The organism is Endozoicomonas atrinae (genome assembly GCF_001647025.1).
Classification (GTDB): Bacteria; Pseudomonadota; Gammaproteobacteria; order Pseudomonadales; family Endozoicomonadaceae; genus Endozoicomonas; species Endozoicomonas atrinae.
The window spans coordinates 43,103-58,270 of record NZ_LUKQ02000002.1 but is presented as its reverse complement, the minus strand read 5'-3'; the positions used below and the strand labels follow the sequence as shown (position 1 = coordinate 58,270).

15 protein-coding genes are annotated in these 15,168 nt (G+C 46.7%); 13 read left to right on the top strand and 2 right to left on the bottom strand.

Features of this window, described 5'->3' with window-relative positions; genetic code table 11:
- Nucleotides 1-8 precede the first annotated feature (8 nt).
- Nucleotides 9-1,055, bottom strand: coding sequence for a CAF17-like 4Fe-4S cluster assembly/insertion protein YgfZ (gene ygfZ / locus AK963_RS00825; RefSeq protein WP_066013241.1), 1,047 nt, complete (start codon nt 1,053-1,055; stop codon nt 9-11).
- Nucleotides 1,056-1,530: 475 nt separating this feature from the next.
- Here ygfZ and AK963_RS00820 point away from each other — a divergent pair, with 475 nt between their 5' ends.
- Both AK963_RS00820 and AK963_RS00815 read left to right on the top strand, forming a co-directional pair.
- A complete protein-coding gene (locus AK963_RS00820) occupies nt 1,531-1,797 on the top strand; it encodes an FAD assembly factor SdhE (RefSeq protein ID WP_066013270.1) in 267 nt (88 codons plus the stop codon).
- Nucleotides 1,769-2,224 (top strand): protein YgfX, encoded by a 456-nt coding sequence (locus AK963_RS00815; protein ID WP_139117179.1) that lies wholly within the window; start codon nt 1,769-1,771, stop codon nt 2,222-2,224. Before AK963_RS00820 ends, AK963_RS00815 begins: the two co-directional genes overlap by 29 nt.
- Before the next feature lie 340 nt (nt 2,225-2,564).
- Here AK963_RS00815 and nadB read toward each other — a convergent pair whose 3' ends face one another.
- Nucleotides 2,565-4,190, bottom strand: a complete 1,626-nt coding sequence (gene nadB, locus AK963_RS00810; protein ID WP_066013236.1) for an L-aspartate oxidase — start codon at nt 4,188-4,190, stop codon at nt 2,565-2,567.
- 579 nt (nt 4,191-4,769) lie between these two features.
- On the opposite strand from nadB, the gene rpoE reads away from it, so the two are divergent.
- From rpoE to recO, 11 genes are all read left to right on the top strand, one after another.
- Complete coding sequence (gene rpoE, locus AK963_RS00805; RefSeq protein ID WP_066013235.1) at nt 4,770-5,357, top strand: RNA polymerase sigma factor RpoE; 588 nt, start codon at nt 4,770-4,772, stop codon at nt 5,355-5,357.
- 59 nt (nt 5,358-5,416) lie between these two features.
- A complete protein-coding gene (locus tag AK963_RS00800; RefSeq protein WP_066013233.1) occupies nt 5,417-6,127 on the top strand; it encodes a sigma-E factor negative regulatory protein in 711 nt (236 codons plus the stop codon).
- A 4-nt stretch (nt 6,128-6,131) separates the two neighbouring features.
- Nucleotides 6,132-7,139, top strand: coding sequence for a MucB/RseB C-terminal domain-containing protein (locus AK963_RS00795; RefSeq protein WP_139117178.1), 1,008 nt, complete (start codon nt 6,132-6,134; stop codon nt 7,137-7,139).
- An 86-nt stretch (nt 7,140-7,225) separates the two neighbouring features.
- Nucleotides 7,226-7,714, top strand: coding sequence for a SoxR reducing system RseC family protein (locus AK963_RS00790; RefSeq protein WP_066013230.1), 489 nt, complete (start codon nt 7,226-7,228; stop codon nt 7,712-7,714).
- A 265-nt stretch (nt 7,715-7,979) separates the two neighbouring features.
- A complete protein-coding gene (locus AK963_RS00785) occupies nt 7,980-9,317 on the top strand; it encodes a DegQ family serine endoprotease (protein ID WP_238593605.1) in 1,338 nt (445 codons plus the stop codon).
- 252 nt (nt 9,318-9,569) lie between these two features.
- Nucleotides 9,570-11,369 (top strand): translation elongation factor 4, encoded by a 1,800-nt coding sequence (gene lepA / locus AK963_RS00780; RefSeq protein ID WP_066013228.1) that lies wholly within the window; start codon nt 9,570-9,572, stop codon nt 11,367-11,369.
- 153 nt (nt 11,370-11,522) lie between these two features.
- Complete coding sequence (gene lepB / locus AK963_RS00775; protein ID WP_066013225.1) at nt 11,523-12,332, top strand: signal peptidase I; 810 nt, start codon at nt 11,523-11,525, stop codon at nt 12,330-12,332.
- 30 nt (nt 12,333-12,362) lie between these two features.
- Nucleotides 12,363-12,737, top strand: coding sequence for a DUF4845 domain-containing protein (locus AK963_RS00770; RefSeq protein WP_066013223.1), 375 nt, complete (start codon nt 12,363-12,365; stop codon nt 12,735-12,737).
- Nucleotides 12,738-12,739: 2 nt separating this feature from the next.
- On the top strand, nt 12,740-13,417 hold the full coding sequence (rnc, locus tag AK963_RS00765) for a ribonuclease III (RefSeq protein WP_066013221.1): 678 nt from the start codon (nt 12,740-12,742) through the stop codon (nt 13,415-13,417).
- 14 nt (nt 13,418-13,431) lie between these two features.
- Nucleotides 13,432-14,403: a GTPase Era gene (era, locus tag AK963_RS00760; protein ID WP_238593604.1), complete on the top strand. Its 972-nt coding sequence runs from the start codon at nt 13,432-13,434 to the stop codon at nt 14,401-14,403.
- Nucleotides 14,400-15,161: a DNA repair protein RecO gene (gene recO, locus AK963_RS00755; RefSeq protein ID WP_066013219.1), complete on the top strand. Its 762-nt coding sequence runs from the start codon at nt 14,400-14,402 to the stop codon at nt 15,159-15,161. Before era ends, recO begins: the two co-directional genes overlap by 4 nt.
- The last annotated feature ends 7 nt before the right edge of the window (nt 15,162-15,168 follow it).

Here is a 15,168-nt window from a genome sequence, read left to right as displayed (position 1 = left end):
GGATGCCACTACTTTTGAAGTTCGGCCTTTGGGTCTATTGCGTAGGGTATTTCGTGAACCTCCAGCTGGTGGTTTTGTTCTGTATCCAGAAATACATCGTTGGCTTCAGCCGCTTCAATCCGAATCACAGCCAGTAATTCAATGTTGTTGTTTTCAATATTACGGACACGCTGGATTACTTCGCCAACAGGTTTACTGGCACTGTTATATAGGCGGGTGTTAATGTCAGGCTCTTCGGCGTTATCAAGGGTCAACCAGTAACATCGGCTTTTCTGCTGCCCAAGGTTTTGCATCCGGGTCACAATTTCCTGTCCGGTATAGCATCCTTTTCTGAAGCTGACACCACCAAGCGAGGGCTGATTGAGGTGTTGGGGGGGGTATTTATCGATGGTTTCCTGACGAAGTCCTGGAATTACAGATTCGATATTCAGTAAGTCCCAGAAATCTTCAGTAGCAGGTGTAAGTTCTGTTGTAAGTTCTGGCCATAACAGAGGAAGGTCGCCCTGATGGAGCCAGAGCTCATAACGAGGTTTGATTCCAGGGGCTTTCATTAGGTAGCCATTGCTGGAGACTTTGATAACTTCATTTTGCTCTGGTAGTGATGAATCGGGGAAAATATTAGCTAGTATTCTGTCGATATTTGCACCAGACAGACCGAGAGCCACGTAATCGGATTGATTGGTGAGATTAACTTTAAAAAAAACCGCGTACTTCTTCAGAGTTTCTATTGTGGTTTCAGTAAGGCCTGAGTTCATGCACAACAGGTAGTCTTCACCATTGTCCATTATTTTGAAATTTGTATACATCCGTCCTTTAGGGGAACATGCCACCCCAGTACTGAAATGATGAGCGGCAAGCTGAAGCATATGTGTTGATATTTGTCCCTGTAAAAACTTCTGGCGATCAGTGCCGTCGACCCTGATAAAGTTTTGGCCGGATAGTACTGAGACAGCATTTTCACCCAGTGCACGTGGGACTTTGGAAAAGCCTGTTAACTGCTCTTCTTCATAAATAGCGCCCTGAGTTTTTAAGTAGGTCTTCCAGTCGGTGGCCATCTGATTACCTTGTTATCTGGTTGCCGCAATGTGATAGGGCAGAACACTAGGGTCTGTTGACGTTTCATTACGTGCTCAGTGACCCAGAAAAGCGTCATATGCGCGAAAGGCTTGCGCAGCGTGTAGTTATTCTACATCAAGCAAGCATGACAACGCAGATGGTGCTTTTCTGAGTCACCCTTCGGGCGGATCAGGGCGTTGCCTATGATTTCGTTATGGCATCTTGAAAGGCAGCCAGCCTTCCAACAATGCCGAGCCTCGTCATAGGCAACGCCCTGATCCGCTGAGCTCGCAACGAAACGTCAACAGGCCCTGGCACCCGAAAAATTAAAAATAATTGATCGCCGTACGTTTGTTATGTCTGCCAGTTATGCCCTGGGGCATGCATTCAGTGAATGCTGGCATAATAGAGGATTATTGCTTCAAATTTAAAGGTATAATATCCGGCAAAATCCATAATTGGAGTTATTCTGAGATGCTGGGTGAAAATGAATTGAAATGCCTGCAGTGGCGAAGTCGTCGTGGGATGCTTGAGCTTGATGTGCTTTTGGAGCCTTTTACCAGGGAGGCGCTGTCAGACTTGAGCGAGGAAGACCAGCAAACATATGTTCGCTTGCTGGAGTGTGAAGACCCGGACCTCTTCAGTTGGTTTATGAGTGGTACAAGGCCTGAAGATCAGGCACTGAGCCGCATGGTCGATATGGTATTGGAACGTGGGCGATACAAAGGCGAGTCTTTGTGAAGTTAATTTAAGAAGTTCCCGTTACCATCTTGTTGTAATGCTTCTAAGCCACTGTGCTGGATTTGTCGCACTGTGGCTTTGCTCGGTCTGGCTTATTTTCAAGATTACCCTGGCCACGGCTCTGGCTATGCATTTATATCGATACTACCTTCAATTTATTACTCAGAAGCTTTCGAACAGTATTTCTGCCATTCGTTTACTGGAAGACCAATGGCGAGTTAATCTTTCAGGTGTCTGGTATCGCGCCTGGCCTGAGGGTGAAATTGTTGTTACCTCAATGCTAATTTGCTTTAAGTTAAGAGTTGAGGGTAAGCGGTATCCCTCCTACCTGATTCTGTTTCCGGACAGTGCTGACCCTGTTGAGCTACATGGCTTCAGGTTAAGACTGATTCTTGAGTCTCACTCTCTTTTCGATGGCAAGAGTTAGTACCCGGTATTCCTATATAAGTCCTCCTTGAGCCAGCTTTTATGCTGATTTGACGCGAATAGTGGTTCTATTTAGCGAGAACAGCGTGAAAAACATGGCCAAATCCGGATTTTTACACGACTGCAGGGACGCAGGAGCTGCTGCCGTTAGGTTAGTGGTCAGCTAGAAAGGCTCCTGGGGGCACGTATCATTGCGTGCCCATCATATCAGTGCCGGTTATGTCTTTATCGTGGCATTTTGATTGGCAGTAACCTTTATCTGCTCTGCAATACTGAACCTTGGCGGCACTTGCGGGTATCGTCATAGGAACGGCTTGAAACGCTGGGCATGTAGCGAAACGTCAACGAGTCTTGAAATTCTCTGGAGCCAGAACCGTGTCTTTGGGATCATGGCTCGTCTGAGGGTAATCCAGTGTATAATGCAACCCACGGGACTCTTTCCTCGCCATGGCGCACCGAATAATTAGCTCAGATACCTGGGCAAGATTACGAAGTTCAATCAGGTCATTACTGACTTTGAAATTGCTGTAGAACTCATGAATTTCAGACTGGAGTAACTCAACGCGATTCATAGCCCTCTGCAGGCGTTTTGTGGTACGGACAATACCAACGTAATCCCACATAAAGCGGCGAAGCTCATCCCAATTGTGTGAGATAACAACATTTTCATCGGAATCCGTTACCTGACTTTCATCCCAGTTCGGTAGAGATGGTGGTTTTGGGTATTGGTGAAAGGTATCGCTTATGATCCGGGCACAGCTTTTTGCAGTTACAAAGCACTCTAACAGTGAGTTGCTGGCCAATCTGTTAGCGCCATGCAGGCCGGTAAAACTACATTCGCCAATGGCAAAAAGGCCTTTTGTGTCTGTTTGACCGTTTTTATCAACCAGAATTCCACCACACGTATAATGAGCCGCAGGAACAACAGGGATTGGGTCCCTGGTGATGTCGATGTCATAACTGAGGCAGCGCTCATAAATGGTTGGAAAATGAGAGCGAATGAATTCTGGGGACTGATGGCTGATATCCAGGTAAAGACAGTCTGATCCCAGTCGCTTCATTTCATGGTCAATGGCCCGTGCAACAATATCTCTAGGAGCCAGTTCTGCCCTGTGGTCATAGTCTGGCATGAATCGGCTGCCATCGGGCCGCTTGAGAAGGCCTCCTTCACCTCGAACAGCCTCTGAAATCAGAAATGACTTGGCATTTGGGTGGTAGAGGCAGGTTGGATGAAATTGATTGAATTCCATATTGGCAACCCTGCAGCCTGCCCGCCAAGCCATTGCAATGCCGTCTCCAGATGCGCCATCGGTGTTACTGGTATATAGATAGGTTTTACTAGCGCCCCCAGAAGCAAGAACGGTACAACGGCTCTTGAATGCATGAACCTGATCTGACACCAGGTCGAGTATATAAACACCAACACAGCGCTGTTCCTGGCTGTTACTGTAATTTTCCAGTTTGCTGGTGGTGATTAGATCTACAGCCAGGTGATGGTCGAAAAGGTCTATGTTCGGCTTTAACTTTGCCTGTTCCAGTAATGTATCTGAAATAGCCCGGCCAGTGGCATCTGCGGAATGAATTATTCTTCGGGAGGTGTGTCCTCCTTCTCGTGTCAGGTGGTAGTCAAAGGGCCTGTCAACGGCGTGATCCGGTGTGAATGGAACGCCCTGGCCTATCAGCCATTCAATACTCTCCCTGCCATTCTCAACAATATGTCGAACAGCCGGCTCATTACACAGGCCTGCGCCAGCAGTCAGGGTATCTTTCACATGCTGGTCGATATTGTCGCCTGTTTGGTCCAATACGGCCGCCACGCCTCCCTGCGCCCAATAGGTTGATCCGGCGCTTAATGAGTCTTTGCTGAAAATGGCTATCCTGGCATCATCAGGCAACTGCAGTGCAGTAGTCAGGCCGGCTGCGCCAGAGCCAATGATGATCACATCGTAATTATAGGGCTGTTGCATAAGGCTCCCCAATCATCAGGTCACTCTGACGTAATATATCCTTCATATAATCCATAGGAAAATGAATGCAGTATGGTTTAATGTGCTAGCCTGTGGAACTGTAACTGTCTGGCATGTGACATGATAAGTTCTTTGTTGAGAGGCTTGTTCATTTATAAGTATGATTAATTACAGTTACTGGTTATGTGTATCGGGCTAAAGAGGCAATTTTTCGGGTCGATGTTAAGATTGCTGCTGATCTGAATCAAGAGCCTGAGTTTACTTGTTTGACCTTTGTTTTTTACTGAGCCAGGTCAGCTATATACTTTAGAATACACATTTTCTGGGCATTATATAGAATGTGTTGCAGCTACTGTAGTGTCGTTGAAGTGCTAGAGATAACATGTCGGTTTTCCAATATAATTACAGAACTCAGATAAACTGGGTTGTGGTGGACAAATACCCTTATAGTAAAAAATTGAAAATATCAGGAACTTTTCTTCATTTTGATGGTCTATATATTTGCGGTTGAGCTAAACCCTATATTGCACGATGGTACCGTTTTAGGTGCTCCTGCCATGCATGGGTGGAGATGCCTGAATGGTTGATAGTCCGGATTCTGATCAGCAGTTGGTTGATCGTGTTAAGCAGGGTGATAAAAGAGCTTATGATGTGTTGGTTATAAAATATCAACACCGCATACTTGGGCTGGTTGGAGGTTATGTCAGTGACTTTCAGGAGGTTCAGGATGTTACGCAAGAGGCTTTTATAAAGGCATATCGTGCGCTGGATAAATTTCGTGGGGATAGCTCTTTTTATACCTGGTTGTATCGTATTGCTGTTAATACTGCCAAAAATCATCTGGTATCCAAAGGGCGAAGGCTTCCAGAGTCTGATATTGATGTTCATGATGCTGACTTTCTGGAAACAGCGACCACTTTGCGAGTCGTTGATACCCCTGAACGCAACCTGTACTGTAATGAAATTGAGCAGGTTATTCACGATGTAATCCAGCGTTTACCCGATGAGCTGAGAACGGCGGTCATGTTGAGAGAATTTGATGGTCTCAGCTATGAAGAAATTGCAGATGTTATGGACTGCCCGGTTGGTACTGTACGGTCCAGGATATTCAGGGCTCGTGAAGCCATTGATCGTGAGATCAGACCGTTATTAGGGCAAAGTGGTTAAATAAGGTTTAACTCATGTGTGGCAGAACGAAGGCCTGCATGAATACCAGAGGTTTGTCTATGAGTGAAAAGGGTTCTCAACACAGTGCCAGAGAACAGCTGAAAGAATCTTTATCAGTTTCTCTGGATGGGCAGGCCAGTGAACTCGAATTGCGTCGAGTGATTGATGGCATAGGCAAGGATGACGAGCTTCGAACACTTGCGGGACGCTATCAGTTGATTGGTGAGGCACTGCGTGGAAAAAGCAGTAAATTTGTCAATGTCGATATTTCCAGGGGTGTGATGTCTGCTATAGAGCAGGAGGAAGTCGATAACGCCTTTTCGCAGAGTGAATCTGGAGTGGGAGGTTCTTCTTCTGCGATTATCTCCAGATCAGGTCGCTTTGTTGAGGATGTATGGGCTTCTTTGGGTAAGGTTGCTGTTGCAGCCTCTGTGGCTTTTGCGGTCGTTATCGGAGTTAGAAACAGTAATCCAACGCCTGAATTGCAGGTTCTGGCTGAAAATGAACCAGCTGCCACCTTGACTCAGCCAGTTCAACTGGCACAAATAGGTAGTAATGATTATGGTGCGTCGGGTATTCGTGCAGGGTACAACTCTAAGCAGCATGACAGTATTACGCCTGAACAACTCGCGTATGCACAGAGCCTTGCTGATAGAGCAACCAGGGAACGCTTTCATGCCTATGCGCTTCAGCATGCTGAGCTTTCTGCAATGGGAAGCGGTCAGAGTATTTTGTCATTTGCCAGATTGACCAGTTTTGACAACCAATAAATTTATGAAAAAGATGCAATGGATTACCAGAAAGCTGCTGGTGCTTAGTCTTTTTGTCAGTGGCTTTGTGTATGCAGATACGTCATCAGATGCTGGTTACTTGCTTGAAAGAATGGCAGTTTCTTCCAAGGGGTTGAGTTTTCAGGGAGAATTTGTCTATCAGCAGGGAGCGCAGCTTCAGACGTTAAGCATTATTCATCAGGCCAAAAATCAGAAAATATCGGAAAAAGAACGAATTCTCTATCTTGATGGTGCTCCTCGGGAAGTAGTACGTTCTGGGAATGAGCTTTTCTTTTCCAGTTATAACGAAGGGGTGACGAAGTTTCAGCATGGCTCATTGTTGCCTGTGATAAACAAGTTTCAGTCGGGTGTATCTGAAAGTTTCTATGACTTGAAGATTGTAGGTATTGACCGGGTGGCTGGCCGAGAAGCAGTCCTGCTGCTTGTGTTACCAAAAGATCGTTTCCGTTATGGGTATCAGTTATGGCTCGATCGAGAATCTTCGCTGTTATTAAAATCAGTACTGGTCGATGATCAGGGTAAAATTATTGAGCGGCTGCAGTTTACCTCTCTGAGTATTGGACAGCTGTCAGATGATGTTCTGGTGCTACTGAATCGCAAACCCTCCACTGTTGATGAAACTATTCATATAAAAAGCAGCTCAGCTAAAGAATACCCAGAGAAAGATGTTGCGCCCCCTGATTGGGAAACGGGTTGGTTGCCAGATGGTTTTGTGTTGGAGAATAGAAGTATTCGCCCTTCACCTGTTAGTCGGCACGATGTCGATGCATTGATTTTTTCTGATGGCATTGCCACTTTCTCTGTTTTTGTAGAGCAGGATGATACTCGGGTGCTTAGCCAGGCATCTGAGAAAATCGGTGCTCTTTCTGCTGTTTCAAAGATCTACAGAGAGGGTGATCAGTATTTCCATGTTACGGTTGTTGGTGATATACCTCTGGGTACGGCAGAGAGGGTGGCTGTCTCTGTGCGTCCGGTAAAAATGAAGCCTTGATGTAATGATCAAGTAAGTTTACTGGACTTGAAGGTTTGTTTTTTTTTTATTATTTCGTTACCGATCTATATCAGGTTTTCAGGAATATGATAGAAGAGCAGGGACGAGTTGTAGCTGTAGAGCGTGATTTTGTCTGGGTTGAAACAATCAGGCAGTCCAGTTGTTCAAGCTGCAGTGCTCGAAATGGTTGTGGGCAGCATCTTTCCGAAAAGTACAGGGTCAGCTCATCCTATTCATATATCAAGGCGATTAGTCCCTGGGTGGTGAAAGAGGGTGACAGGGTTGTGGTCGGTATACCGGAAGGCGCATTGTTAAAGGCTTCTTTTCTAATTTATCTCTTCCCGCTTTTACTTATGATGGCTGGTATCTGGTTGTCCTCTGCAATGGGGGCTACAGATGGACAGCTGCTTCTCTCAGCTGGTTTGCTCCTTGTATGTGGCTTTGGCGCAGTATGGTTTATGGGGAAGAGGTCATCTGATATGTGCCGTGTTAATGTGGTAAGGCTATTACCATCAGATGATTTGTATTTTTCAGATGGCTCCTTCGGGCAGACGCTTTCTTTCAGGCAAAATTGATTTTTTATTGCTTTGTTTCTGGTGGAAAGCAAGTCTGCATGGCTGAGCTGATGTTGCTGGCGTTGAACCGGCTCTTAGTCATGTAATTATAAACATTATCGCAGGAGTCTATAGCTGCGGTGGATATTTCCAATAGTCGAGTACTGGAGAAAACATATTTATGAGTAGGGTGTTTTTTCTCTTCAAAAAGTCATTTTATAATGTTGGGCTTCCCCTGTTTTTGTTTTACGTAACATTGGCAAATGCTTCAGGTAGGGATTCTGGTTTGCCAGATTTTGAGGCATTGTTTGAACAGGCATCCCCAGCAGTAGTTAATATCAGTACTCTGGCCACTCCGAAAGCGAGGCAGCCAATATACGGACCGGGGGGGGAGGAGATTCCTGAGATTTTTCGCCGTTACTTTGGTATACCACTGCCCGATGAAAGCCCTTCCGGTCGTTCCCAGCCAATGTCTCTTGGTTCTGGTTTTATTATCTCGCCAGATGGTTACATTCTGACGAATAATCATGTTATCGATGGTGCTGATCAGATTATTGTCAAACTCAGCGACAGGAGTGAGCGTTCTGCAGAATTAATAGGCGCGGATAAACGTTCGGATCTGGCGCTGTTAAAAATTAAAAGTGACCGGGGTCTGCCAGTAGTGAGGCTTGGTGATTCTGAGAGTGTTAAGCCTGGTCAGTGGGTCGCGGCGATAGGCTCTCCGTTTAATTTTGAATACTCGATTACCAAGGGTATTGTCAGCGCTCTCAATAGAAGCCTTCCCAGCGACTCATATGTTCCATTTATTCAAACCGATGTTCCTATTAATCCGGGTAACTCAGGTGGTCCTCTGTTTAATATGAGTGGAGAGGTAATTGGAATTAACTCCCAGATTTTTACGCGCTCTGGCGGATTTATGGGGCTTTCATTTGCCATACCTGTTGATCATGTTATGTGGGCTGTTGATCAACTGAAAGAGAAAGGGTATGTAACCAGAGGCTGGCTGGGTGTTGCTATCCAGGACGTGGATCGCGATCTTGCAGAATCATTTGGTCTGGAAAAGCCGATAGGGGCTCTGATCAGTCAGGTGGTTCCAGGCGGGCCTGCTGATAAGGCAAAGCTACACCCTGGAGACATTATTGTAAGGTTTAATGAAAGGGTTATCAGCAGCTCAGGTGTTTTGCCAATGTCGGTAGGTGTTATAAAACCTGGTGAAAAAGCAAAGCTCGAATATATCCGTAATGGCAAGCGCAAGACCGTAGATGTTGAAGTGGGCCAGCTGCCGGATGAAAACAGTGCAGCTTCTGAGCGAAAGGGGGATAAGGCTGCTTCTGATAAAAACCCTCTAGGTGTTCAAGTGGCTGAGCTTGATGAGAGTTATCGCAGTAAACTGCGCCTGGATGAGGATGTTCAGGGGTTGGTTGTGATTGGAGTAAACCGGGGGGCTGGTCGTTCTATTGGGTTGCGCCAGGGGGATGTTATTACAGATCTCAATAATCGCAGTGTGACTACGGTCGTGGAATTCAAAAAAGTAGTCGCCAAGCTACCCAGAAATCGCTCGATTTCAATGCGGGTCATTCGAGGTGGAAATCCTGGCTACATTACCTTCCGGTTGCAGGAGTAATCAAATGTGGGTAGCACAGTATATGACCATGGAGTACTGTGCTGACATGTTATAGAATAGTATGGAATCATTTATGCAGGTCAGACACGTTTTAATTGCTTCCGGAGCTTTAGCCATAGGCTGAATAGAAGTAAGCCATGCTGTTTAACAGCCGGTAGCGTCAGTTTGATCTGCAGGTCAACTCCCTAGTTCAAGACGGTCCCCGCGGTTGCGGGGACCGCTTTTTGTGACGTTTTTATAGTAGATACTATCGTGAGCGACCTAAGCTTAATCAGGAACTTTTCAATCATTGCCCATATTGACCATGGGAAATCGACCCTGGCTGACCGTTTTATTCAAACCTGTGGCGGGCTCAGTGATCGTGAAATGCAGGCCCAGGTGCTTGATTCCATGGAGCTTGAGCGCGAGCGGGGAATCACGATCAAGGCCCAGAGTGTTACGCTGGATTATCACGCAAAAGATGGTAATACCTATCAACTAAATTTCATTGATACACCTGGGCACGTTGATTTTTCCTATGAAGTTTCACGTTCTCTGGCTGCCTGTGAAGGTGCCTTGCTGGTGGTTGATGCGGCGCAGGGTGTAGAGGCCCAGTCCGTTGCTAACTGCTACACGGCGATAGAGCAGGGGCTGGAAGTCATGCCCGTGCTGAATAAAATGGATCTGCCTCAGGCTGAGCCTGACCGGGTCTCTCAGGAAATTGAAGAGATTATCGGTATTGACGCAACTGATGCTGTTCGTTGCTCTGCCAAAAGTGGTTTGGGAATTGAAGATGTTCTTGAGCGTCTGGTATCAACGATTCCTGCTCCCGAAGGTGACATTAATGGCCCGCTGCAAGCGCTGATTATTGATTCATGGTTTGATAACTATCTTGGTGTAGTGTCTCTCGTTCGAGTTAAAAATGGCACGTTACGAAAGGGCGAGAAGATCATTGTAAAATCCACCAAACAATCTCATGTGGTGGATAATGTTGGTATTTTTACTCCAAAGCGGACACCTACCGGGGTGCTGAAAGCCGGTGAGGTTGGTTACGTGGTTGCCGGTATCAAGGATATTCACGGTGCCCCCGTAGGTGACACACTGACTCACCTGAAAACTCAGGATGTTGAGGCACTGCCAGGCTTTCAACATGTTAAGCCGCAGGTCTATGCAGGCTTGTTCCCAGTCAGCGCTGATGACTTTGAAGATTTTCGTGATGCGCTTGAGAAATTGAGCCTGAATGATGCTTCGTTGTTTTATGAGCCGGAGAGCAGTGATGCGCTGGGCTTCGGCTTCCGTTGTGGCTTCCTGGGTATGCTGCATATGGAAATCATTCAGGAGCGGCTTGAACGGGAATATGACCTGGATCTGATTACCACTGCACCAACGGTAATCTATGAGTGTCATATGAAAAATGGCAGTGTGGTTGAAGTTGATAACCCTTCAAGATTGCCTGATCCGGCTGGTATTGATGAAATTCGTGAGCCCATTTCCCGGGCAAATATTCTGGTGCCTCAGGAATATCTCGGCAATGTAATTTCTCTCTGCGTTGAAAAGCGTGGGGTACAGAAAGACATGCAGTTTACCGGTGGCCAGGTTGCGCTAACTTATGATATTCCGATGAATGAGGTGGTTCTGGACTTCTTCGATCGTCTGAAATCGGTGAGCAGGGGCTTTGCTTCTCTGGACTACTCTTTTGATCGTTTTGAAACCGCCAAAATGGTTCGGGTGGATATTCTGATCAATGGTGAGAAAGTAGATGCGCTGGCAGTTATTGTGCATAAGGATCACGCTGTTTCCCGCGGACGGGTTCTGACCGAGAAAATGAAAGAGATTATTCATCGTCAGATGTTTGATGTTGCCATTCAGGCGGCCATCGGTGGCCAGATTATTGCTCGTACAACGGTTAAGGCGCTGAGAAAGAACGTAACGGCCAAATGTTATGGTGGTGATGTTAGCCGTAAGCGTAAACTGCTGGAAAAACAGAAGGCCGGTAAGAAGCGTATGAAGCAGGTTGGGCGTGTGGAAATTCCACAGGAGGCTTTCTTGGCAGTTCTAAAGGTCGACAAATAATTTACCATTGATTATATATAACCTACTTTTGGTTAACACGATGAGCCGGACTTCCGGCTCATTGCGTACCGGGAAACTCTCACTTTGGACGTTGTTAGTGCAGTTTTACCGATTTGTTCAGGTCTGATAAAACAGGTTTAGAGAAAAACAGCCATGGATTTTAACTTTCCACTGCTATTGGTACTGTCGGTTGTTGTAACAGGTATCATTGCACTTATTGACCGACTCTTTCTGTTACCAAAGCGAAAGGCTGCTGTTGCAGAGCTCAGTGCTCAGGGTGGAGATGGTGACTCCCTTGAAAAACTGGCTAAGGAACCGGCCGTTGTAGAGACTTCCAAGTCTATTTTCCCTGTTTTGCTGTTTGTTCTTGTGATTCGTTCCTTTTTGTTCGAACCATTTCAAATTCCGTCTGGTTCCATGATTCCGACCCTGGAAGTGGGTGATTTCATTCTGGTTAATAAATACAGCTATGGTTTGCGTTTGCCGGTGACAGGTACCAAGGTGCTTTCCATTGGTGAGCCTGATCGTGGTGATGTGATGGTGTTTAAGCAGCCAGGTAAGGAAAATATTAACTTTATTAAGCGTGTGATCGGGTTGCCTGGTGATGTTGTGCGTTATATGGGTAAGCGACTGACGGTGAACGGTCAGGCGGTTCCTGAAGAATTTGTAGCACAGCTGAGTGATTCCCGATCCATTTATCGACTCTATAACGAAGGTGATGAAGGCAAGCGCTACCAGGTTCGAAAAGAATTGACCAGCAACGATTTCCGGGCTGAAGGTGAGTGGGTTGTGCCTGAGGGTATGTATTTCGTCATGGGAGATAACCGTGACCGAAGTAATGACAGCCGATACTGGGGCTTTGTTCCTGAGGAAAATATTGTTGGCAAGGCGGTTTACATCTGGATGCACTGGCCGAGCTGGACTCAACTCCCCGGTTTTAAGAACAACGGGGCGATTGAGTAAGCTGTATAGGAACTCTAAGGAGAGAATCTTATGTATGGTATGAGGAGCAGGCAGCGAGGCAGTGGTGCTGTCAGTTGGTTGTTTTACCTGTTAATTGGTGGACTATTGTTGTCTTTTGCGGTTAAGGTTGTGCCGTTTTATATGGATGACCACTCTGTGAAGCAGGTAGTGTCTTCGTTAACTGACCGGCCAGGCTCTTCTACTGCATCCGTTACCCAGATTAGAACCTGGATAAATAAAGGACTGCAGTTAAACCTGGTTAAGCTTGATCGCAATGAGGTTAATGTAACCCGCGAAAACGGTGTTGTTGCTGTAGATATTGACTACGAGCGACGGATTCATTTTTTCTATAACGTTGATCTTGTATTAACGTTTGAACATAACTGGAAAGCTGGAACTCAGTGAAAATGCTTGAACTTGCCCGACTTCAAAGAAAGCTAGGGCATGAATTTTCCAATCAGAACCTGTTAGAGCTTGCGCTGACTCATCGTAGCTTTGGCAGTCGTAATAATGAGAGATTGGAGTTCCTTGGCGACTCGATTGTAAACTTTGTTATTGCTGAAGCGCTCTATGAGCGTTTCCCCGATGCCAAAGAAGGTCAGTTGAGCCGCCTGCGGGCTCGAATGGTTCGTGGTGCAACGCTTGCGGAGCTTGGGCGGGAGTTTGAGCTGGGTGACTTTCTTCGTCTTGGCTCCGGTGAGCTTAAAAGTGGTGGCTTCAGGCGGGAGTCGATTCTTGCGGATGCGGTTGAGGCCATTATTGGTGCGATTTACCTTGATGCCGGGATGGCTGTTTGCCACCAGCGAATTCGCAGCTGGTTTACAACCCGTCTGGATAAGCTGACCACGACGGATGAGCAGAATAAAGACCCAAAAACCCGCTTGCAGGAATATCTACAGGCTCGGCAGCAGTCACTGCCAAAATATCAAGTGACTGACATTCAGGGGGAAGCTCATGATCAGCACTTTTCAGTGATTTGTGTACTGGAATGTCTGGATGAGCCGTCAAAGGGGGAAGGGTCGAGTCGTCGTGGTGCTGAACAGCAGGCGGCTCGCAATGCATTGAAATTGCTTGGCGTAGAATAGAGAGCAGAAAACAGATGACATCTGATGTAAATCGCGAAGAGCCCACTGCTCATGAATTCAGCCTGTCCGATCCCTCTTCGGAAGTCAGCCGCTGTGGTTATGTTGCCATCGTAGGCAGACCCAATGTTGGTAAATCTACACTGTTGAACCACCTTCTTGGGCAGAAGCTTTCTATTACCTCCCGCCGCCCTCAGACTACACGTCACCAGGTTCTTGGCATCAAGACAGAGCAGGGAGTTCAGACGGTCTATGTTGATACGCCGGGGATGCACAAGGTTCAGAAAAAAGCGATCAACCGTTATATGAACAAGGCTGCCAGCAGTGCCTTGGCAGGTATTGACGCCATTGTGTTTGTGGTTGACCGCCTTACCTGGAATGAAGAGGATCAGATGGTCCTTGAAAAGGTTAAAGGAGCCCGCTGTCCAGTTATTCTTGCTGTTAACAAGGTGGACAAGATCAGTGATAAGGCTCAATTGATCCCGCACCTTGAGTCCCTGTCTGCAAAAATGGATTTTCATGCGGTGGTGCCAATTTCTGCGCAGCATGGTCATAATCTGAAGCAGCTGGATGAAATGATTACCCAGCTGATACCGGAAGGTATCCATCACTTTCCTGAAGATCAGCTGACGGATCGGAGCTCACGCTTTCTGGCTGCTGAACTGGTGAGGGAAAAAGTAATGAGACAGCTTGGCGATGAGCTGCCTTATGAAGTTACGGTAGAGATCGAAGAGTTCAAGCAAGAAATGAGGCCAAAAGGTCCTCTGTTGACCATCAGTGCACTGATTCTTGTTGAGAGAGCGGGTCAAAAGGCTATTGTGATTGGTGACCGTGGAGCAAGGCTGAAGAAAATCGGACAGGAAGCCCGTAAAGATATGGAGCATATGTTCGACTCAAAAGTCATGTTGAATCTTTGGGTTAAGGTTAAGGCAGGCTGGTCGGATGATGAGCGTGCCCTGAAAAGTCTGGGGTATGATCACAACCAGTGACTGGTAATGATTTTCATAAAGCCTGGTTGCTTCATCGGCGCTCTTATAAAGAGCGCTCGGTCATTGCTGAATTTTTAGTGGAAGATCATGGCCGTGTGGCCATGGTGGTTCGTGGTGTACGGCAGTCGAAGTCCCGGTTGGCTTCACTATTACAACCTTTTCACCAGGTACTGGTTCGCTGGAAGGGGCGAGGCGAGTTGAAGACTCTGGTTGATCTTGAGCTTGATCGCTTTAGCTTTCTTACGGGGGAGCGACTCTATTGTGGGTTCTATACCAATGAGTTGTTGATGAGATCAATGCTTCCAGGGCAGCCCGTCGATGGCGTGACGGATTTATACCGGGAAACATTGGCTCATCTTAATCAGAGTGTTTCTCTTGAACCTTTGCTCCGATCATTTGAGTTGGATTTGCTGGAACTCTGTGGTTATGCCCCATCTCTTGACTGGGATGCGCTTTGTGGAGCTCCTTTAAAGGAAGGTATGGTTTACCGCTTTGAACCAGAGCATGGGCTGGTCCCGGTAAATGGGCATGTCGGTCATCATGAGAAACCTTTTTGCTACACTGCAGAGTTGCTTAAAGCACTTTCGGTCAGGGACTTCACAAATTCTGATTTCTATCCGGGTTTTAAGCGGTTTACCAGGCAGGCCATGAAACCGCTTATCGGTGAAAGGCCTATGCAAAGCCGAATGCTTTTCGCTGGGCGGACTCGAGCGCTTTCGGGAAAACCTGATTTATTGCCAAAGACTGACATTGTTTGATTAACGG